Below are 19743 nucleotides of genomic sequence, written 5' to 3'. Positions count from 1 at the left end.
AATCCCAGCCATGAATCCCCCCGATACAGTCCCCCTGCCAGCAGCAGCGCCGCCCCGGCTGCAGCTGACAGGCATCACCAAGCGCTATCCGGCGGTGGTGGCCAACAACGGCATCTCGCTGACCGTGGGCGCCGGCGAAGTGCATGCCATCCTGGGCGAGAACGGCGCCGGCAAGTCCACGCTGATGAAGATCATCTACGGCGCCGTCAAGCCCGACGAGGGCCGCATCGAGGTCGATGGCAAGCCGGTCCACATCCGCAACCCGCAGGAGGCGCGCCAGCTGGGCATCGCCATGGTGTTCCAGCATTTCAGCCTGTTCGACACGCTGTCCGTGGCCGAGAACGTCTGGCTGGGCCTGGACAAGAGCCTGCCGCTGGCCGAGGTGGTGCAGCGCATCGAGTCCACGGCGCATGACTACGGGCTGGAGGTCGATCCCCACCGCCCCGTGCACACGCTGAGCGTGGGCGAGATGCAGCGCGTGGAAATCATCCGCGCCCTGCTCACGCACCCGCGCGTGCTCATTCTTGACGAGCCCACCTCGGTGCTCACGCCGCAGGCGGTGGAAAAGCTCTTCGTGGTGCTGCGCCGCCTGGCGTCCGAGGGCTGCTCCATCCTCTACATCAGCCACAAGCTGCACGAGATCCGTTCGCTGTGCACGGCCTGTACCGTGCTGCGCGGCGGGCGGGTGACCGGCGTGTGCAACCCGGCCGTGGAGAGCAATGCCTCGCTGTCGCGGCTGATGATCGGCTCGGAGCCGCCCGAGCTCACGCACCGCGAATCCCAGGTCGGCGCCAGCGTGCTGCGCGTGCAAGGCCTGGCGCTGCCGCGCTCGGAGCCCTTCGGCGTGGACCTGCATGGCATCCAGCTCGATGTGCGCGCGGGCGAAGTCGTGGGCATCGCCGGTGTCTCGGGCAACGGACAGAAGGAATTGCTGTATGCGCTGTCCGGCGAGGACACGCGCGCAGCGCCCGACATGGTGCAGATTGCCGGCCGGGAGGCGGGGCGCCTGGGCCCGGGCCGGCGCCGTGCGCTGGGCCTGCACTTCGTGCCGGAGGAACGCCTTGGCCGCGGCGCCGTGCCCAGCATGGGCCTGGCGCACAACCTGCTGCTCACGCGCAAGACCGCGCTGGGCAAAGGCGGCTGGATCCGCATGGGCCAGTTGCAGGAGCAGGCGCGCGCCATCATTGCGCGCTTCAACGTCAAGGCCGGCGGCCCCAACGCGGCGGCGCAGTCGCTGTCGGGCGGCAACCTGCAGAAATTCATCGTGGGCCGCGAGATCGATGCCAGGCCCGCGCTGCTCATCATCTCCCAGCCCACCTGGGGGGTGGACGTGGGGGCGGCCGCGCAGATACGCGGCGCCATCCTGCAATTGCGCGACGAGGGCTGCGCCGTGCTGGTGCTCAGCGAGGAGTTGGACGAATTGTTCGAGATATGTGACCGCCTGCATGTGGTGGCCAAGGGCCGGCTGTCGCCCTCCGTGGCGCGGGCCGATGCCACCGTGCAGCAGATCGGCGAGTGGATGAGCGGCCTGTGGGACGGTGCTGCCGCCCCGAACGCTGCCCCGAGTGCCACCAAGGGAGGCGCCCATGTTCAAGCTTGAGCAACGCCCCCAAGCCTCGAAACTGTGGACCTACGGTTCGCCCGTGCTGGCGCTGGCCATCACGGTGCTGATCGGCGTGTGCCTGTTCGTGATGCTGGGCAAGGACCCGGTGCGCGGCCTGCAGGCCTTCTTCTGGGACCCCGTCAAGTCCACCTATGCGCTGGGCGAGCTGGCCGTCAAGGCCACGCCGCTGCTGCTGATCGCGCTGGGGCTGGCCGTGTGCTTTCGCTCCAATGTGTGGAACATCGGTGCCGAAGGCCAGTTCGTGATCGGCGCCGTGGCCGCGGGCGGCGTGGCGCTGCTGGCGGACAAGACCACGGGGCCCTGGATCGTGCCCGCCATCCTGGTGGCCGGCATGCTGGGCGGCATGGTCTGGGCCGGCATCGTGGCCCTGCTGCGCGACCGCTTCAATGCCAATGAAATCCTGGTCAGCCTGATGCTGGTCTACGTGGCCACCCTGGTGCTGGGCTTTCTGGTCTACGGGCCGTGGAAGGACCCCATGGGCTACAACTTCCCGCAGACCAAGACCTTCGAGCGCGTCACGCAGATCCCCAAGCTGATGCAGGGCATGCGCACCAATATCGGCCTGCTGCTGGCGCTGGCCGCGGCGGCCATGCTGTGGATCTTCCTGTTCCGCACCCGCGCCGGCTTTGCGCTGCAGGTCGGTGGGCTGGCTCCGGCCGCCGCACGCTACGCGGGCTTTTCCTCGCGCCGTGCGCTGTGGACGGCGCTGCTGATCTCGGGCGCCGCCGCCGGCCTGGCCGGTGCGCTGGAAGTGGCCGGCCCGCTGGGCCAGCTCACGCCCTATGTCCCGGCCGGCTACGGCTTCGCCGCCATCATCGTGGCCTTCGTCGGCCGCCTGCATCCCGTGGGCATGATCTTTTCCGCGATTCTCATGAGCATGTTCTATATCGGGGGCGAACTCGCCCAGTCGCGCCTGGGCCTGCCCAAGGCGCTGACCGGCGTGTTCCAGGGCCTGCTGCTGTTCACGCTGCTGGCCTGCGACACGCTGGTGGCCTACCGCGTGCGCTGGGTGTCCCGCACCCCCGTGGTCCCGCCCGCAGCGGCGCCTGCCGTCAAGGAGGCCCGCTGATGGAATCCTACGCACTGCTGCTGGGCTCCACGCTCAGCGCCGGCACCGTGCTGGCGCTGGCCGCGCTGGGCCTGCTGATCAATGAAAAGGCCGGCATCGTCAACCTGGGTGCCGAGGGCATGATGCTGTGCGCCGCCATCGCGGGCTTTGCCGCCGTGGTCCACACGGGCAGCACCACCGTGGGCTTTCTGGCCGGCATGGGTGCGGGCGCGCTGCTGGCCGCCATCTTCGGCGTGCTGGTGATCTGGCTGAACACCAACCAGTACGCGACGGGGCTGGCCCTGTCGCTGTTCGGCACGGGCTTCTCGGCCTTCCTGGGCCTGGGCTATGTGCAGGCACGCCTGCCCGAGCTGCCCAAGTTCGCCGTGCCCTGGCTGTCCGACCTGCCCGTGGTGGGCACGGCGCTGTTCCGCCTGCATCCGCTGGTCTATGGCGCGGTGGCCATTGCGGCGGCCCTGGTCTGGTTCCTCTACCGCACGCGGGCCGGCCTGGTGCTGCGCGCCGTGGGCGAGTCGCCCCAGTCGGCCCATGCGCTGGGCTATCCGGTGCGCCGCATCCGCCTGGCGGCCGTGGTCTTCGGCGGCGCCATGTGCGGTCTGGCCGGTGCCTACATCTCCACCGTCTACACGCCGCTGTGGGTGGAGGGCATGGTGTCGGGCCGGGGCTGGATCGCGCTGGCGCTGACCACCTTCGCCACCTGGCGCCCTGCGCGCGTGCTGCTGGGCGCCTACCTGTTCGGCGGCGTGACCATGCTGCAGTTCCATTTGCAGGCCACGGGCGTGCAGGTGGCCAGCCAGCTGCTGTCCATGCTGCCGTACCTGGCGACCATCGTCGTGCTGGTGCTGATCTCGCGCAATCCGACCTGGATCCGCGCCAACATGCCGGCCTCGCTGGGCAAGCCCTTCTACCCGGGCTCCTGACGCTTTCATTTTTTCTCTCTCCCTCCAGAACCACAAAAGGACAAACGCATGCCCGCTTTGCGCGAACGCACCCTGAAACCTGGCCTCAAAAGCACGCTTGTGAAGATGATCGGCCTGTCGGCCATCTCGGTGGCGGCCCTGACCGCCTGCGGCAAGAAGGAAGAGGCCGCAGCGCCGGCTCCCGCTGCCGCGCCCGCAGCGCAGGCGCCGGCCGAGAAGCTCAAGATCGGCTTCATGTACGTCAGCCCCATCGGCGACGGCGGCTGGACCTTCCAGCACGAGCTGGGCCGCAAGGCCATCCAGGAGAAGTTCGGCGACAAGGTGGAAACCTCCTTTGTCGAAAGCGTGCCCGAGAGCGCCGATGCCGAGCGCGTGATGCGCGACATGGCCGGCCAGGGCAACAAGCTGATCTTCGCGACCAGCTTCGGCTACCAGGAGTTCGTGCAGAAGGTCGCGGCCGACCTCAAGGACGTGAAGTTCGAGCACGCCACCGGCTACAAGAACGCCGACAACGTGGCCACCTACGACACCAAGACCTTCGAGGGCGCCTACCTGGCCGGCATCGTGGCCGGCGGCATGACCAAGACCAAGACCATCGGCGTCGTGGCCTCGGTGCCTATCCCGGAAGTGGTGCGCAACATCAACAGCTTCGTGCTGGGTGCGCAAAGCGTCGATCCCTCGATCAAGGCCAAGGTGGTCTGGGTGAACGAGTGGTTCGCCCCGCCCAAGGAGTCCGAGGCCGCCACCTCGCTCATCAACGGCGGCGTGGACGTGCTCTACCAGAACACCAACTCCCCGGCCGTGCTCAAGACGGCCGAGGAACGCGGCGCGCGCGCCTTCGGCAAGGACGGCGACATGAGCGCCTTCGCGCCCAAGGCCCACCTGGGCTCGGCCGTGATCGACTGGACGCCTTACTACAGCAAGGTCACCCAGGACACGCTGGACGGCAAGTGGCAGGGCGGCTCGTTCTGGTGGGGCGTGAAGGAAGGCGCCATCGACCTCGTGAAGATCGCCGACGACGTGCCCCAGGACATCAAGGACAAGGTCGCCAAGGCACGCGACGGCTTGAAGGACGGCAGCTTCGCCGTCTGGACCGGCCCCATCAAGGACAACGCGGGCAAGGAAGTGCTGACGGCAGGCCAGGTCGGCGACCTGGGCTTCATGACCAGCATCAACTTCTTCGTCAACGGCGTCGAAGGCAAGGTGCCGGGCGCCAAGTGATCCGGCGGCAGTCCATGCAACAAGGGCCCTTCGGGGCCCTTTTTTCTGCCGCGATCCGCCAGACGGGTCCGCCCTATGCACCACGATTGTGCAAAGCCCCCAAAATGTGGTTTTCCCGCATGCCTGGTGGCTCTGGCGCAGCCGGCTGGCGCCATTCTTGCTTTATTCTCGGGACCCATCGCGGCGGGTCTGCGCCCCTGCGGACACCGCCTTCTTCCTGCCTGCCGCAGGACCACTTGAGGAAACTTCGATGACTGATCTCCACAAACGCTCCCTGATCAAGGTGGCAGCGCTGTCGGCCGTGGCCGCCGCCGCGCTGGCCGGCTGTGGCAAGAAGGAGGAGGCCGCGCCTGCGCCCGCTCCCGTTGCCGAGGCCCCTGCTGCCGCTGCAACCGAGCCTTTGAAGATCGCCTTTGCCTACGTGGGCCCCGTCGGTGACGGCGGCTACACCTTTGCCCACGACCAGGGCCGCCTGGCGCTGGAGAAGGAATTCGGCGACAAGATCAAGACCTCCTACGTCGAGAGCGTGCCCGAGGGTGCCGACGCCGAGCGCGTGCTGCGCGACATGGCCGCCAACGGCAACAAGCTGGTCTTCGGCACCACCTTCGGCTACATGGAGCCCATCCAGAAGATCGCTCCCGACTTCCCCGATGTGAAGTTCGAGCACGCCACCGGCTACAAGACCGCCGCCAACGTCAGCACCTACGACAGCCGCACCTACGAAGGCGCTTATCTGGCCGGCATCATCGCGGGCTCCATGACCAAGTCCAACGTGCTGGGCGTGGTCGGCTCCGTGCCGATTCCCGAAGTGCTGCGCAACATCAACAGCTTCACGCTGGGCGCGCAGTCCATGAACCCCAAGATCAAGACCAAGGTGGTCTGGGTCAACGAGTGGTTCGCCCCCCCGAAGGAAACCGAGGCTGCGACTTCGCTGATCAACGGCGGCGCCGACATCCTGTTCCAGAACACCGACTCCGCCGCCGTGCTCAAGACGGCCGAGGAAAAGGGCAAGCGCGCCTTCGGCTGGGACTCCGACATGACGGCCTACGGCCCCAAGGCCCACCTGGGCTCGGCCATCATCAACTGGACTCCCTACTACACCAAGACCGTGCGCGAGATGCTGGACGGCAAGTGGAGCAGCCAGCAGACCTGGTGGGGCGTGAAGGAAGGCGCGATCGACATCGTCTCGCTGGCCGACGACGTGCCCGCCGAGGCCAAGGCCCGGATCGAAGAGGTCAAGAAGGGTCTGAAGGACGGCACCTTCCACATCTGGAAGGGCCCGATCACAGGCCAGGACGGCAAGGAACTGCTGGCCGCCGACGCCGTGGCCGAAGACAAGTTCCTCACGGGCATCAACTTCTACGTCAAGGGTGTGGAAGGCAAGGTGCCGGGCCAGGACAGCAAGTAAGACAGACGCCAGGCCACCCGGCGCAGGCCGGGTTGCCTGTTGCCGCCAGGGCCGCCTTCGGGCGGCCTTGGCGTTCATGCGCAGCACAGGTGTACCTGTACCGTACCTGTGCTGCGCATCGAGCGGGTTTATGCTCGCTCCCAGCCGCGGCCTGCCCGCCGCCGCGGCACAGACAGACAGCAAGAGATTCCCCCCATGATCGAAAACTCCCTCTGGCATCCCGTGGCCCAGGCCCACGAAGTTGTCGATGCGCCGCTGGGCGTGCAACTGCTGGACCAGCCCCTGGTGCTGTGGCGCGATCCGCAAGGCCAGGTCCGCGTCTTCGTGGACCGCTGCCCGCACCGTGGCGCACGCCTGTCCATGGGCCGTGTCGAGAACGGCCACCTTGAATGCCCCTACCACGGCTGGCAGTTCGCCGACAGCGGCCAGTGCGTCAAGGTGCCGGCCCTGCCCAGCTTCACGCCCCCGCCCTCGCAGTGCGTGAAGGCCTTCGAGGCACAGGAAGCCTACGGCCTGGTCTGGGTGCGGCTGGCCACGGGCGAGGAGCTCTCGGCTGTTCCGGCCCTGGCGGCACTGCCAGCGTTTGAAGCCGAGGCGGACGCGCACCTGCGCAAGCTCAACTGCGGCCCCTACGACGTGGCCGCCAGCGCGCCACGCATCATCGAGAACTTCCTGGACATGTCGCACTTCGGCTTTGTCCACGAAGGCTGGCTGGGCAGCCGCGACGCCACGGCCATCGAAGCCTATGCCGTGGAGACCACGGCCACGGGCGTGCTGGCCACGGGCTGCAAGGCCGTGCAGCCGCAGTCCAACCTGCACTCCACCAGCGCGGCCGAGGTCGAGTACACCTACGAAGTCACGGCGCCCTATGCCGCCGTGCTGACCAAGATCCCCGAATCCGGCACCACCCGGGCCGGATGGCGCGAGTCCATCGCCCTGTTCATCTGCCCCGTCACGCCCGAGACCAGCCGCGTCTGGTTCCGGCTGGCCGTGGCAGACTTCGATTCGCCCGACGCCCAGCTGCAGGAATTCCAGCACACCATCTTCTGCCAGGACCAGCCCGTGCTGGAGTCGCAGCAGCCCAAGTGCCTGCCGCTGGACCCGCGCGCCGAAATGCACTCTGCGGCCGACCGCATGTCGTCCGCCTACCGCCGCTACCTCCGGGCCAGCGGCATCACCTTCGGAGTCTGCTGATGCACACCGTACCCGCCGTGGATGCCGCGCATCTGCCCCAATTGCTCCAGGCCATGCCCAAGGCCGAGCTGCACATGCACATCGAAGGCTCGCTGGAGCCCGAGCTGATCTTCGCGCTGGCCCAGCGCAACGGCGTGAAGCTGCCCTATGCCAGCGTGGAAGACCTGCGCCGCGCCTATGCCTTCACCGACCTGCAAAGCTTTCTGGACATCTACTACGCCGGCGCCAGCGTGCTGCTGTACGAGCAGGATTTCTACGACATGGCGCGCGCCTACCTGGCGCGTGCCGCGCAGGACAACGTGGTCCATGCAGAGATCTTCTTCGACCCCCAGACCCACACCCAGCGCGGCGTGGGCATGGAGACCGTGATCAACGGCCTGTACCGCGCCTGCCGCGATGCGGAGATAGAGCAGGGCATCTCGTCGGCGCTGATCCTGAGCTTTCTGCGCCACCTCAGCGAAGAGGACGCCTTCGCCACGCTGGAGGCCGCGCTGCCGCTGCGCGACCGCTTCATCGGCGTGGGGCTGGACAGCAGCGAGGTCGGCAACCCGCCCGAGAAGTTCGCCCGAGTGTTCGCCCGCTGCCGCGAGCTGGGCCTGCACCTGGTCGCGCATGCGGGCGAGGAGGGACCTCCCGCCTATATCTGGGGCGCGCTGGACGTGCTGCATTCAGAGCGCATAGACCACGGCGTGCAGGCCGCGCGCGACGAGGCCCTGATGCAGCGCCTGGTCCGCGACGGCGTGCCGCTGACCGTGTGCCCGCTGTCCAATCTCAAGCTGTGCGTGGTGTCCGACCTGGCCCAGCACAACCTGCCGCAACTGCTGGAGGCAGGGCTCAAGGTCACGGTCAACTCCGATGATCCGGCCTATTTCGGCGGCTATGTGAACGAGAACTACCTGCAGCTGTTCGCCGCCACGGGCATGAACTCGCAGCAGGCCTGGCAGCTGGCGGTCAACAGTTTTGACGCCAGCTTCGTCACGCCCCAGCAGCGCGCCCACTGGATGCGCCAGTTGGAGGCCGTGTTCGCCCGCTACGCCGCCCTGGCCTGAGTCCGTTCAGGCCAGCGCCTGCCTGAGGCGCTCGGCATAGTCCTGCAGCGCCTGCATGCCGGGCTCCTTGCGCGGCCAGCCCAGGCCCACGCCGTCGCCCTCGTGGCGCGGCAGCACATGCAGGTGGAAGTGGAAGACGGTCTGCCCGCCCGCCGCGCCATTGGCCTGGAACAGGCTGATGCCTTCGGGGTCGAACGCTGCCTGCACGGCCCGCGCCACGCGCTGGGCCGTGCGCATCACGGCGCCGGCCTCGTCGGGCGTGAGGTCCAGCAGGGTCACGGCATGGCGCTTGCTGGCCACCAGCACATGGCCGGGATTGACCTGGCCGATGTCCATGAAGGCGATGGTCTGCTCGTCCTCGAACACCTTGGCGGACGGGATCTCGCCCGCCACGAGGCGGCAGAAGATGCACTGGCCCGGGGGCGAGGTATCGACGAACATCGGCATGGTCTTGTACTCCTTGGTGGTTGCTTGGGGGTGGAATTTGCCGACGATCTTAGAGCGTGTTAAGCACTTTTAAGTACCCGCGTTGGTTATGCGCGCTGGTGATCGCAAGGCGCAGTGCGCCGCCAAGGCTGGAGCCTTGGCAAGCGCTGCAACGCCGCGAGCGCCTGCGCGCAGAGCCAACCCTTCGGGAAAGCCGGGAAATGGGCCCGGCCCTTCGTTGCAGCACACTTGCGGTATGGCAACCGCGGCGCGCGCTGCGCCTCGTTCCGGGCCCATTTCCCGACTTTCGCGGGCACTTAAAAGTGCATAACACGCTCTAGTAGACGGTATCTGCCGCCCCTTATGGCGGCCATAAGCGCAGGCCCAGGCAGCCCCCGGGGCCGCTGCCTATAATCGCGCCCCGCACCGGCCGCTGCCCACGGCAGGTGCGTTTTCATTTCCGGGCCATGTAGAGGAACACCATGTACAAAAACCTCGCAGCCGCAGTCGCGGCCGCAAGTCTTGTATCCACGGCCTTGTCCCAAGGCCATCCCGCCCCTTCATCCCCCGCAGGTTCCACGCCCCTCAAGGCGGCCTTCGTCTATCTGACGCCCGTGCTCGACGCCGGCTGGACGCGCCAGCACGACGAGGGCCGGCGCGCATTGCAGGCGGCCCTGGGCCCGCGCGTGCAGACCCGCGCCGTGGACAGCGTGCCCGAGGGCCCCGACGCCGAGCGCGTGCTGCGCGACCTGGCCGCCAGCGGCAACCAGCTGATCTTCACCACCAGCTTCGGCTACACCGAGTCCGTGATGCGCGTGGCGCGCGACTTCCCGCAGGTGAAGTTCGAGTCGGTCACGGGCTTCAAGCGCGCCGACAACGTGGCCACCTCGAACGCGCGCTACTACGAGGGCCGCTATCTGTCGGGCATTGCCGCAGGCCGTGCCAGCAAGACGGGCGTGGCCGGCTTCGTGGTCGGCTTTCCGATTCCCGAGGCGCTGCAGGGCATCAACGCCTTCACGCTGGGCATGCGTTCGGTCAATCCCAAGGCCACGGTCAAGGTGGTCTGGCTGGATACCTGGTTCGACCCGTCGCGCGAGCGCGATGCGGCCATGGCGCTGTTCAACGGCGGCGTGGACGTGGTGTCCTTCCAGGTCGCATCCACCGCCGTGATGCAGGCCGCCCAGGAGCGCGGCCGCATGGCGATTGCCTACCACTCCGACATGCGCAAGGACGGGCCCGACGCCCAGTTGCTGGCCGTCACCCACCAGTGGGGCGACTACTACACGGCGCGCGCCAAAGCGGTGCTGGACGGCAGCTGGAAGAGCCAGGACACCTGGGGCGGCGTGCGCGAGGGCATGATCCGCGTGGAGGGCTTCGGCCCCAGGCTGCCGCCCGCCGTGCGCGAGGAAGTGCTGCAGCGCCAAAAGGACATGGCCCAGGGCCGCCTGCAGCCCTTCAAGGCCGGCGACCAGCCGGTGCGCGACAACCAGGGCCAGGTACGCATTCCTGCCGGCAAGCAGCTGGATGATGCGCAGATCCTGCAGATGAACTGGCTGGTGGAAGGCGTGCAGGCCACCCTGCCCAAGTGATGCGGCCTGCGGGGCGTCCGATCCTGGCGTAAACCCTAGGATGGTGCCTGCCGATGGCGCCTATAGCGCTGCGGATATGGCATCTGCCTGTCCGCCCGCTAAGCTTGGCGGCATGCAAATCTACCGTTCCTCATTGCTGCGTTTTGCCGACGATGGCCAGGCGCTCTACGACGAAGACGGCCTGCTGGCCGTCGCCCCGGACGACAAGGGGCAGCAGCGCGTGGTCGCCGCCGGCAGCTGGCAGGCGCTGCAGGCGCAGTTCACCGGCCAGCCGGGCGCCGAAGTCACCCATCTGCCGGGCCGCATGCTGGCACCGGGCTTCATCGACCTGCACATCCACTATCCGCAGACCGATGTGATCGGCGCGCCCGCCGCTGGCCTGCTGCCCTGGCTGGAGAAATACACCTTTCCGCACGAGTCGGCCTTTTGCGAACGCGCCCATGCCGACAGCGTGGCCGAGTTCTTCCTGGACGAGCTGCAGCGCAACGGCGTGACCACGGCGCTGGCCTTTGCCACCTCGCACCCCGGGTCGGTCGATGCGCTCATGGGCGCGTCGCAGGCGCGCGGCATGCGCATGATCACGGGCAAGGTGCTGCAGGACCGCCACAGCCCCGACGGCGTGCGCGACCAGACCGAGCAAAGCCTGATCGACACCGAAACCCTGATCCAGCGCTGGCATGGCGTGGACCGCCTGGGCTACGCGATCACGCCGCGCTTTGCGCCCACCAGCACGCACGAGCAGCTGCGCGGCGCGGGCGAGCTGGCCGCCCGCTACGCCGATGTCTGGATCCAGTCCCATGTGGCCGAGAACCTGGACGAGGTGCGCTGGGTGGCCGAACTCTTTCCGAAGGCCCGCAGCTATCTGTCGGTCTACGACGACTTCGGCCTGATGCGCGAGCGCGCCGTCTACGCGCACTGCATCCACCTGGACGATGAAGACCGCGCCCTGATGCGTGAACGCAGCACCGCCGCCGCCGTGAGCCCCACCAGCAACCTGTTCCTGGGCAGCGGCTTCTTCGACTTTGCGCGGGCCGACGCCGCGCAGTTCCTCTACGGCCTGGCCAGCGACGTGGGCGGCGGCATGAGCTTCAGCCCCTTCCGCACCATGCAGGCCGCCTACGTGGCGGGCCGCGAGGGCCAGACCAAGCAGGGCCTGAGCCTGTCGCCCGGCAACCTGTGGTGGCAGCACACGGCGGGCGCGGCGCGCGCATTGGGGCTGGCCGGCCAGGTGGGTAATCTGCAGCCGGGCTGCGAGGCCGACTTCGTGGTCATCAACCCGGCCTGCACGCCGCTGCTCGAGCGCAAGACCCGCCAGGCCGAGAGCCTGGACGAGCTGCTGTTCGCCATGATCATCCTGGGCGATGACCGCCTGATCGAGCGCACCGTCGTTTCTCAAGCAAAATAGCGCCTTTGCGCCAGTGCCCGGCCGGGTGCTGGCGCCTGACAAGTGCAGCTAGGGAACGAGGAATTGCCATGAGCATCAAGAGCGACAAGTGGATCCGTCGCATGGCCGAGGATCACGGCATGATCGAGCCTTTCGAGCCGGCCCAGGTTCGCAACGTCGATGGCCGCAAGATCATCAGCTACGGCACCAGCAGCTATGGCTACGACATCCGCTGCGCCCCCGAATTCAAGGTGTTCACCAACATCCACAGCACCGTGGTGGACCCCAAGAACTTCGATGAGAAAAGCTTCGTCGACTTCGAGGGCGACAGCTGCATCATCCCGCCCAACAGCTTCGCGCTGGCGCGCACGGTCGAGTACTTCCGCATCCCGCGCAACGTGCTGACCATCTGCCTGGGCAAGAGCACCTACGCGCGCTGCGGCATCATCGTCAACGTCACGCCGTTCGAGCCCGAATGGGAAGGCTATGTGACGCTGGAGTTCTCCAACACCACGCCGCTGCCCGCCCGCATCTACGCCGGCGAGGGCTGCGCCCAGGTGCTGTTCTTCGAGAGCGATCCCGACGATGTCTGCGAGGTCAGCTACCGCGACCGTGGCGGCAAGTACCAGGGCCAGGTGGGCGTGACGCTTCCCAAGGCCTGACGGCTTTGGCCCGGCAGACAAGGCCCGCAGCGAAAGCTGCGGGCCTTTTTCATCGCCGGGCCGCCCCAAGATGAAAAGCAACCCCCTCGGGGGGCAGCGGACCTTGCGCAGCAAGGGGAGCGTGGGGGCCATTTCTCATCGCCGGGCCGCCCCAAGATGAAAAGCGGCCCCCTTGGGGGGCAGCGGACCGTGCGCAGCAAGGGGAGCGTGGGGGTCATTCTTCATTCCACCAGCGCCCGGGCGGCGTCGATGCGCGAATGCGCGCCGCAGCTCTCGCGCCGTGCGGCGGCAGCCGTGGCCATGAGCCAGCAGACATCGAGCTGGTTGCGCAGCGCATGGCCTGCGGCAGGTGCCAGCCTTTCCCGCCATGCCGCAATGCGCTGCACGGCCTGCGCCAGGCCCTGGTCGCTGCGCTGTATGCCCACGCAGTCCTGCATGAGCTGGCGCAATTCCTGCGCGACGGCTGCCGTGTCCTGCTCCTGTGCGCCGGCCTGCAGGGTTTCGGTCGGCCGGGCCGGCGCCGGGGCGGCTGCTGGCTGCTGCGCGATGGCCCGGGCGGCCGCGCGGCCCATCACCACGCATTCGAGCAGCGAATTGCTGGCCAGCCGGTTGGCGCCGTGCAGTCCGGTGCGCGCCACCTCGCCGATGGCGCGCAGGCCATCGACATCCGTGCGCCCGTCGATATCGGCCAGCACGCCGCCGCAGGCGTAGTGGGCGCAGGGGGCCACGGGAATCGGCTGCGTCGCAATGTCGATGCCATGGCTGGCGCACAGGGCCATCACGCCCGGGAAATGCGACTGCAGCCAGGCGCGGGGCCTGTGGCTGATGTCCAGGTGCACGAAGGCCAGGCCATGGCGGTCCATCTCGTGCCGGATGGCCCGGGCCACGATGTCGCGCGGCGCCAGTTCGGCCCGCTCGTCATGGGCAGGCATGAAGCGCGTGCCGTCCGGCAGGCGCAGCAGGGCGCCTTCGCCACGCAATGCCTCGGAGACCAGGCCGGCCGCGCGGCCGCCCACCTGCAGGGCCGTGGGATGGAACTGCATGAACTCCAGGTCGCCCACGCGGCAGCCCGCGCGCCAGGCCATGGCCACGCCATCGCCCGTGGCGGTGGCCGGGTTGGTGGTGGCTGGATAGACCTGCCCCAGCCCGCCCGTGGCCAGCACGGTATGCGCGGCATGCCAGCGCTGCTGGCGGCCATCGGGCAGGCGCACCAGCGCGCCTGTGCAGTGCGCAGGCTGTCCTTCGGTCAGCAGGTCCAGCGCGCTGGTGTGTTCATGCAGATCGATGTTCGCGCGCTCCCGGCAGGCGCGCAGCAGGGCGGCGTGCACGGCCTGGCCGGTGCAGTCGGCGGCATGCACGATGCGGCGGCGGCCGTGGCCGCCCTCGCGCGTGAGGTGCAGGCCACCGCTGTCGTCACGCGTGAAAGGCACGCCGTGGGCCACCAGCCAATCGATGGCGTCGGGCGCCTGCTCGAGGATGGCGCGCACGGCCTGCGCATCGCACTGGCCTGCGCCCGCAACCAGGGTGTCCGCCACGTGTTCGTCGATGCTGTCCTGTGCATCCAGCACGGCGGCAATGCCGCCCTGGGCCCAGGCGCTGGCGCATTCCTCGGCCGCGCCCTTGCTGAGCAGGGCCACGCGCAGATGCGGCGGCAGCGACAGGGCGGCGGCCATGCCGGCCAGGCCGGCGCCGATGATGAGTACCTCCATGGAGGGCTGGGTCATGGCGTGCTCCTCAGGCGGGACCGAAGTGCTGGAAGAGCGCCGCATCGCGCGCAAGGTCGCCGCTGGCGCGCACGGGCTGGCGGTGGCCGGCCGCGAAAGCCAGCATGCGTTCGATGGGCCGGCGCGCGGCCTGGGCGATGGCGGGATCCACCTCGATGGCGCACAGGCCCTGCTCCAGGGCCAGCTCCACGCCCTGCAGGCTGTTCATCGCCATCCACGGGCACATGGCGCAGCTCTTGCAGGTGGCGCCCTGGCCGGCCGTGGGCGCGGGCAGGAAGGTCTTGCCCGGGTAGCGCATGCGCATGTCGTGCAGGATGCCCTGGTCGGTGGCCACGATGAAGGTGTCGGTGGGCAGCCGGCCAGCCGCGTTGATGAGCTGGGTGGTGGAGCCCACCACGTCCGCCTGGGCGGCCACGGCGGCCGGCGACTCGGGGTGCACGAGGATGGCGGCCTGCGGATACTCCAGCGCCATGGCGGCCAGTTCGTCGGCCTTGAACTCGTCATGGACCAGGCAGGAGCCATGCCACAGCAGCATGTCGGCGCCGGTCTGGCGCTGGATGTGGGCGCCCAGGTGGCGGTCGGGCGCCCAGAGGATCTTCTCGCCGCAGGCGTGCAGGTGGGCCACGATGTCCTGTCCCACCGACGATGTGACCACCCAGTCGGCGCGCGCCTTCACCGCCGCGCTGGTATTGGCGTAGACCACGACCGTGCGGTCGGGATGGGCGTCGCAAAAGGCGCTGAACTCGTCTGCCGGGCAGCCCAGGTCCAGCGAGCAGCTGGCGTCGTCGTCGGGCATGAGCACGCGCTTTTCCGGGCTGAGGATCTTGGCGGTCTCTCCCATGAAGCGCACGCCGGCCACGACCAGGGTGCTGGCCTGGTGCTGGGCGCCGAAGCGCGCCATCTCCAGCGAATCGCCCACGCAGCCGCCGGTCTCGCGCGCCAGGTCCTGCAGTTCGCCATCCACGTAGTAGTGGGCCACGAGCACGGCATCGCGCTCGTGCAGCAGGGCGCGTATGCGGCCGGTGGTCCGAAGACGCTGGGCGCGGTCCAGTTCAGGGGGAATGCGGGCCCAGGCCTCGCCGATGCCGCACTGGCCGGCGTGGGAGAAATGGGGCTTGTCGTACTGCACGGATTTGAGCTGCATGGTGGCCGTCCGGGACTGTGGAAAAGGTCTGGTGATGGCTGCGAATAATATGCTCAATTTGAGTATTAGTGTGATGTTTTTTCCCGCACTGGTGTTTTGCGGCAGGCGGCAAGCCGAGGGGGCAGAAAGCGGCGCGGGGCCGTCTCAGCGCTGAAGCTGCACGTTGTTGCGGCCTGCGCCCTTGGCCTCGTACAGCGCTTCGTCGCCACGGCGCAGCATGGCGGCGGCCGTGTCCGTGGTGCCGCGCAGTGTGGCCACGCCCACGCTGGCGGTGACGGGCTCGCCGTGGGCCATGGGCGTGGAGGCCAGCAGTTCGCGCAGTTGCTCTGCAATGGCCACGGCCGCGTCGGCCGTGGTGTCGGGCAGCAGGGCCAGGAATTCCTCGCCCCCCATGCGGGCCAGCACGTCGGACTCGCGCAGCCGCATGCGGAAGGCGCGCGCCAGGGTGCGCAGCACGGCGTCGCCCATGTCATGGCCATGCTGGTCGTTGATGCGCTTGAAGTGGTCCACGTCGATGACGAGCACGCTCAAGGGGCGGCCGCTGCGGCGCGCCAGCGCCATGGCGAAGTCCAGCTGGAAATCGAAGCCCCGGCGGTTGAGCAGGCCCGTGAGCGGATCGCTGCGCGCCTGGTGCTCCAGCTCGGCATTGGCCTGCTGCAGCTGCAGGGTGCGCTCGCGCACCTGGCGCTCCATGGCCTCGTTGGCCGAGCGCAGCTGGGCAATGCTGCCGCGCAGCGCCTGCGAAAGTCGATGCACTTCGCGGCTGCTGTGCAACTGCGGGATGTCGGAGGCCGCACCGCTTCCGTCGATGCCATTGGCGGCACGGGCCAGGCGCTTGAGATCCTGGCTCAGCCTGCGCGCCACCAGCCAGGCGATGACGGCGGCCACCAGCGCCGCCGCCAGGCCGCCGGCCAGCACCTGGTGCATGGCCTGGCGCGCGGGCGCATAGGCGCTGTCGTGCGGCTGGCGGGCCACGATGTGCCAGCCCATGGCCGTCACCCGGTTGTGGGCCTGCAGCGGCACGGTGGCCGTCAGAAAGCTCTGCGGGCTGTCCTGCCAGCGCGCCACCTGCACGGGCAGCAGCGTGGCATCGGACGTATCGGCAGACACGGTATGGGCCACCGGCAGGCGCTGGTCCAGCGCCTGCAGCGGCTCCAGGCTGTCGCCCGGGGCGTGGATGATCTTGCCGTGGCGGTCAAAGATGAAGAGGCCGATCTGGCGATCCCCGCTGTCGGCCTGCTGCAAGGTCTGCATGGTCTCTCGCACCCATTCCCAGCTGCTGTGCATGCACAGCACGCCCTGCGTGAGTCCGCCCACGCGGATGGGCGCTGCAAAGTCCATGAACCGGCGCGGCGCGCCGTCGGCCGGGGGCGCAAGCAGCGCGGCCATGCGCGACGAGGACGCACGCACGTCGCCCACATGCACGCGCTGCAGCCCCGGCTCGAACCAGGGCCGGTCGCTGACATCGTGGCCCACCAGCAACTGGTCGGTGGCGCTGCGCACCGTGCCCTCGGCGTCGGCCACGCCTATCCAGAGGTTGGACGGCGTCAGCGAACGGGCGCGGTTGAGCAGCGCTCCCACGCCCGAGGAATCCAGCCCTTGCACCCACAGCTCCGGCGAAGCGGCCAGCACCTCCACGGTATGGGCACGGCTGAACAGCCCTTCAGACAACTGCCGCGCCGCGTTGGAGGCCATGGCATGCAGCGAGGCGCTGACCTCGCGCTCCATGCGCCAGCGCAGCAGTTCGCCGAAGGCCAGCGACATCAGCACCGTCACGCCCACCAGCAGCGAGCCGAAGACCAGGGCCAGTTGCGTGCGCAGGCCCAGGCGCTGCCAGCGGCCGGGCTCGGTGCTTGGGGGCGGGGCGGGGGAATCCGGGGGGGAAAGCTCGTTCAACGCAGAAATCCGTCGTCAACTGTTCTGAAGCGCAGCCCGGCGCATTGCCAGGCGGGTGGCGGCAAGGTCCCAGCCCCCCCATCCGCAGGATTTGAACAGCACCGGCACCTGCGGGCGCAGCCATTGCTCGCGCACCACCTGCTCCAGCGTGGGCAGGGCGGCCACGTCCATGCCCGCCTGCAGCAGATCACCCGCTTCGTGCAGCGCATCTGCGGTATCGACGACGACGCGGCCCGCCTGCGCAAGGTCCAGGCACAGGCTGGGCGCCAGCTCCACCATCTGCGGCGTGAAGGCGCCCACGGCCGAGACAAAGGCATCGGCGCGCGGGGCTGCATGCAGCACCACGGCGCGGGCCGGCGTGCAGGTCACGATCAGCGGGCAATGGCACGCGGCGGCCTCCAGATCCTGCACGGCACTGGCCTGCAGGCCCATGGCATGCGCCTGGCTGACCAGTGACTGGGCGCTCTCGGCGCTGCGCGATGCCACCTGGACCTCGCGCACGCCCAGGCCTGCTGCAAAGGCTTGCATATGGGCCAGGCCCTGCACGCCGGCACCCACGATCAGCAGCGGGCCCTGCGGATTGGGAGCCAGCCTTTGCGCGGCCAGCAGCGATACGGCGGCCGTGCGCCGCGCCGTGACCGTGGGGCCGTCCAGGATCAGGCGGCGCTCGCCCGTGGCCACATCGAAGACCACCACATCGCCCTGGATGGTGGCGCGCGGCGTGCCGGCATTGCCGGGCGTGAGGCTGATCAGCTTGGTCATGGCCACCTGCCCATCGGTGGCGGGCATGCAAAACAGGCTGCCTCCTGCGGGCAGCGGCATCACGATGCGCGGCGGCACCTGCACTGCCCGGGGCTGCAGCAGTACAGCCGCGATCTCTTCGGCCAGCTCCTTCCAGGGCAGCAGGGCGGCCGTGGCCTGCGCGTCTAGGGCGGCGGAGGAGTGCGTGCTGGAATGGCTCATGGCCGCGACTGTACACAGTAGGCGCGCGCAGGCCAATGCGCGATGTGTCCGGTGGTGCACCCAGGCCCGCGCAGGCCTGCGCAGGCACTACGATGTCGCCTATGTCACAAAAGCCTTCTTATCCGCGCGAGGAGCCCAGCTGGGACGGTTCGGCGCGGCCCGAAGCTCCCCGCAAGGAATCGGCCCCGCGCTACGAGCAGCAGCGGCGCGGGCCCGCGCCCGAACCGTGGCAGCGCGAGGAGCCTCCCAGCGAACAGGCACCTGCGCCCCGCAGGCCCGGCGAGCCTGCACGCGAGCGGCGCAGGCGCGGCGGATGGGGGCTGGGCCTGGCGGTCGTCGTCGGCCTGTGCATCGTCGCCGCGCTGCTGGCCGGCATGGTGCTGGTGGCGCGCGAGCAGGTACTGCGCAGCCAGGCGCCGCCCGTCACAGCCCCCATGGCGGTGCAGCCCGTGCGCTGATACACGCCGTATCATTGCCGGGACTGCGGACGCTGCGGCCCCGCAGGTTCCGACGTAATATCGCCGCCCGATGCTGCAGGCCGCAGCACAGATCCAGGAGCGAACACCATGAGATGGGAAGGCAACCGCGAGTCGGACAATGTGGAGGACCGCCGTGATGACGGTGGTGGTGGCGGTGGGGGCCCCGTCTTTGGCGGGCGCAGCATCGGCATCGGCACCATCGTCATCGCCCTGGTCGGTGGCTGGGTGCTGGGCATCAATCCGCTGACCATCCTGGGGGCGCTCAGCGGCGGCGCGCCGGTGCAGGTGCAGCAGCCCCAGGGGCCGGCCCACAAGCCGCCGGCCGACGACCAGCTCGCCCGCTTCGTCTCCACCGTGCTGGCCGATACCGAGGATGTGTGGCGCGAGGTGTTCCGCCAGGGCGGCGCCCAATATGCCGATCCCAAGCTCGTGCTTTTCCGCGGCGCCACGCCCACGGCCTGCGGCACGGGGCAGTCCGCCATGGGGCCGTTCTACTGCCCTGCCGACCAGAAGGTCTATATCGACCTGGGCTTCTACGAGACGCTCAAGAACCAGCTCGGCGCCCCCGGCGACTTTGCCCAGGCCTATGTGATTGCCCACGAGGTGGGCCACCACGTGCAGAACCTGCTGGGCATCAGCGCCCAGGTGGACCGTGCGCGGGGCCGCGTCAGCAAGGTCGAATACAACCATCTGTCGGTCAAGCTGGAGCTGCAGGCCGATTGCCTGGCCGGCGTCTGGGCGAACCGTGCGCAAAGCGCACGCCAGATCCTGGAGCAGGGCGATGTGGAGTCGGCCATGAATGCCGCTTCCAAGATCGGCGACGACGCCCTGCAGCGCGCCGGTGGCGGCGCCGTCGTGCCCGACAGCTTCACGCATGGCACCAGTGCCCAGCGCCAGCGCTGGTTCAGCACCGGTCTGCGCACCGGCAGCGTCAAGTCCTGCGACACTTTCTCGGCCGCTTCGCTTTGAAAAATGCCCCCCGAGGGGCGCT

17 protein-coding genes are annotated in these 19743 nt (G+C 68.8%); 12 read left to right on the top strand and 5 right to left on the bottom strand.

Annotated features, from left to right (window positions below):
* The first annotated feature begins 10 nt into the window (after positions 1–10).
* The 7 genes from ACF8LI_RS20920 to ACF8LI_RS20890 all read left to right on the top strand — a co-directional run bounded on the left by ACF8LI_RS20920 (position 11) and on the right by ACF8LI_RS20890 (position 8485).
* Positions 11–1600, top strand: coding sequence for an ABC transporter ATP-binding protein (locus ACF8LI_RS20920; protein ID WP_392412803.1), 1590 nt, complete (start codon positions 11–13; stop codon positions 1598–1600).
* On the top strand, positions 1587–2693 hold the full coding sequence (locus tag ACF8LI_RS20915; protein ID WP_016449765.1) for an ABC transporter permease: 1107 nt from the start codon (positions 1587–1589) through the stop codon (positions 2691–2693). Before ACF8LI_RS20920 ends, ACF8LI_RS20915 begins: the two co-directional genes overlap by 14 nt.
* A complete protein-coding gene (locus ACF8LI_RS20910; RefSeq protein ID WP_016449764.1) occupies positions 2693–3613 on the top strand; it encodes an ABC transporter permease in 921 nt (306 codons plus the stop codon). The genes ACF8LI_RS20915 and ACF8LI_RS20910 overlap by 1 nt, the downstream gene beginning before the upstream one ends.
* A 48-nt stretch (positions 3614–3661) precedes the next feature.
* The gene (locus ACF8LI_RS20905) at positions 3662–4834 is read left to right on the top strand and encodes a BMP family ABC transporter substrate-binding protein (protein WP_016449763.1); all 1173 of its coding nucleotides are present in this window, start codon (positions 3662–3664) and stop codon (positions 4832–4834) included.
* Between the two features lie 250 nt (positions 4835–5084).
* A complete protein-coding gene (locus ACF8LI_RS20900; RefSeq protein ID WP_016449762.1) occupies positions 5085–6242 on the top strand; it encodes a BMP family ABC transporter substrate-binding protein in 1158 nt (385 codons plus the stop codon).
* Positions 6243–6437: 195 nt separating this feature from the next.
* Positions 6438–7436, top strand: coding sequence for a Rieske 2Fe-2S domain-containing protein (locus tag ACF8LI_RS20895; protein WP_392412800.1), 999 nt, complete (start codon positions 6438–6440; stop codon positions 7434–7436).
* Entirely contained in the window at positions 7436–8485 is a 1050-nt protein-coding gene (locus ACF8LI_RS20890; protein WP_392412799.1) for an adenosine deaminase, read from the top strand. Before ACF8LI_RS20895 ends, ACF8LI_RS20890 begins: the two co-directional genes overlap by 1 nt.
* Before the next feature lie 6 nt (positions 8486–8491).
* Here ACF8LI_RS20890 and ACF8LI_RS20885 read toward each other — a convergent pair whose 3' ends face one another.
* Positions 8492–8932 (bottom strand): HIT family protein, encoded by a 441-nt coding sequence (locus ACF8LI_RS20885; protein WP_392412797.1) that lies wholly within the window; start codon positions 8930–8932, stop codon positions 8492–8494.
* Positions 8933–9393: 461 nt separating this feature from the next.
* Here ACF8LI_RS20885 and ACF8LI_RS20880 point away from each other — a divergent pair, with 461 nt between their 5' ends.
* From ACF8LI_RS20880 to dcd, 3 genes are all read left to right on the top strand, one after another.
* Positions 9394–10500, top strand: a complete 1107-nt coding sequence (locus ACF8LI_RS20880) for a BMP family ABC transporter substrate-binding protein (RefSeq protein ID WP_392412795.1) — start codon at positions 9394–9396, stop codon at positions 10498–10500.
* 112 nt (positions 10501–10612) lie between these two features.
* Positions 10613–11905, top strand: coding sequence for a guanine deaminase (guaD, locus tag ACF8LI_RS20875; protein ID WP_209670832.1), 1293 nt, complete (start codon positions 10613–10615; stop codon positions 11903–11905).
* 68 nt (positions 11906–11973) lie between these two features.
* Positions 11974–12546, top strand: coding sequence for a dCTP deaminase (gene dcd, locus ACF8LI_RS20870; RefSeq protein ID WP_013803686.1), 573 nt, complete (start codon positions 11974–11976; stop codon positions 12544–12546).
* Between the two features lie 221 nt (positions 12547–12767).
* On the opposite strand, the gene nadB is transcribed toward dcd, so the two are convergent.
* The 4 genes from nadB to ACF8LI_RS20850 form a co-directional block, all read right to left on the bottom strand.
* Positions 12768–14270, bottom strand: coding sequence for an L-aspartate oxidase (gene nadB / locus ACF8LI_RS20865; protein WP_392412794.1), 1503 nt, complete (start codon positions 14268–14270; stop codon positions 12768–12770).
* A gap of 10 nt (positions 14271–14280) precedes the next feature.
* Complete coding sequence (gene nadA / locus ACF8LI_RS20860) at positions 14281–15414, bottom strand: quinolinate synthase NadA (protein WP_392412793.1); 1134 nt, start codon at positions 15412–15414, stop codon at positions 14281–14283.
* Positions 15415–15558: 144 nt separating this feature from the next.
* Complete coding sequence (locus ACF8LI_RS20855) at positions 15559–17310, bottom strand: diguanylate cyclase (protein WP_392412791.1); 1752 nt, start codon at positions 17308–17310, stop codon at positions 15559–15561.
* A 15-nt stretch (positions 17311–17325) separates the two neighbouring features.
* Positions 17326–18273, bottom strand: a complete 948-nt coding sequence (locus ACF8LI_RS20850) for a delta(1)-pyrroline-2-carboxylate reductase family protein (protein ID WP_392412789.1) — start codon at positions 18271–18273, stop codon at positions 17326–17328.
* A gap of 101 nt (positions 18274–18374) precedes the next feature.
* Between ACF8LI_RS20850 and ACF8LI_RS20845 the strand changes: the two genes are divergently transcribed.
* Positions 18375–18731 carry a hypothetical protein gene (locus ACF8LI_RS20845; protein ID WP_227472599.1) on the top strand — a complete coding sequence of 119 codons (357 nt, stop codon included), beginning with the start codon at positions 18375–18377 and terminating at the stop codon, positions 18729–18731.
* Between the two features lie 108 nt (positions 18732–18839).
* Positions 18840–19721, top strand: coding sequence for a neutral zinc metallopeptidase (locus tag ACF8LI_RS20840; protein WP_016449008.1), 882 nt, complete (start codon positions 18840–18842; stop codon positions 19719–19721).
* Positions 19722–19743: the final 22 nt, after the last annotated feature.

The sequence above is a fragment of the Delftia sp. WSY_12 genome (assembly GCF_043104645.1).
Taxonomy (GTDB): Bacteria; Pseudomonadota; Gammaproteobacteria; order Burkholderiales; family Burkholderiaceae_C; genus Comamonas; species Comamonas tsuruhatensis.
The sequence above is the reverse complement of the archived record's forward strand: the minus strand, read 5'-3'. Positions and strand labels throughout refer to the sequence as shown.

Excerpts from the sequence above, each read along its gene's own strand:
- ACF8LI_RS20840 (WP_016449008.1), top strand. The coding sequence starts at position 18,840 with ATGAGATGGGAAGGCAACCGCGAGTCGGACAATGTGGAGGACCGCCGT.
- ACF8LI_RS20905 (WP_016449763.1), top strand. The coding sequence starts at position 3,662 with ATGCCCGCTTTGCGCGAACGCACCCTGAAACCTGGCCTCAAAAGCACG.
- ACF8LI_RS20895 (WP_392412800.1), top strand. The coding sequence starts at position 6,438 with ATGATCGAAAACTCCCTCTGGCATCCCGTGGCCCAGGCCCACGAAGTT.
- ACF8LI_RS20845 (WP_227472599.1), top strand. The coding sequence starts at position 18,375 with ATGTCACAAAAGCCTTCTTATCCGCGCGAGGAGCCCAGCTGGGACGGT.
- nadB (WP_392412794.1), bottom strand. The coding sequence starts at position 14,270 with ATGACCCAGCCCTCCATGGAGGTACTCATCATCGGCGCCGGCCTGGCC.
- nadA (WP_392412793.1), bottom strand. The coding sequence starts at position 15,414 with ATGCAGCTCAAATCCGTGCAGTACGACAAGCCCCATTTCTCCCACGCC.
- ACF8LI_RS20910 (WP_016449764.1), top strand. The coding sequence starts at position 2,693 with ATGGAATCCTACGCACTGCTGCTGGGCTCCACGCTCAGCGCCGGCACC.
- dcd (WP_013803686.1), top strand. The coding sequence starts at position 11,974 with ATGAGCATCAAGAGCGACAAGTGGATCCGTCGCATGGCCGAGGATCAC.
- ACF8LI_RS20885 (WP_392412797.1), bottom strand. The coding sequence starts at position 8,932 with ATGCCGATGTTCGTCGATACCTCGCCCCCGGGCCAGTGCATCTTCTGC.
- ACF8LI_RS20920 (WP_392412803.1), top strand. The coding sequence starts at position 11 with ATGAATCCCCCCGATACAGTCCCCCTGCCAGCAGCAGCGCCGCCCCGG.
- ACF8LI_RS20880 (WP_392412795.1), top strand. The coding sequence starts at position 9,394 with ATGTACAAAAACCTCGCAGCCGCAGTCGCGGCCGCAAGTCTTGTATCC.
- guaD (WP_209670832.1), top strand. The coding sequence starts at position 10,613 with ATGCAAATCTACCGTTCCTCATTGCTGCGTTTTGCCGACGATGGCCAG.
- ACF8LI_RS20915 (WP_016449765.1), top strand. The coding sequence starts at position 1,587 with ATGTTCAAGCTTGAGCAACGCCCCCAAGCCTCGAAACTGTGGACCTAC.
- ACF8LI_RS20850 (WP_392412789.1), bottom strand. The coding sequence starts at position 18,273 with ATGAGCCATTCCAGCACGCACTCCTCCGCCGCCCTAGACGCGCAGGCC.
- ACF8LI_RS20900 (WP_016449762.1), top strand. The coding sequence starts at position 5,085 with ATGACTGATCTCCACAAACGCTCCCTGATCAAGGTGGCAGCGCTGTCG.
- ACF8LI_RS20890 (WP_392412799.1), top strand. The coding sequence starts at position 7,436 with ATGCACACCGTACCCGCCGTGGATGCCGCGCATCTGCCCCAATTGCTC.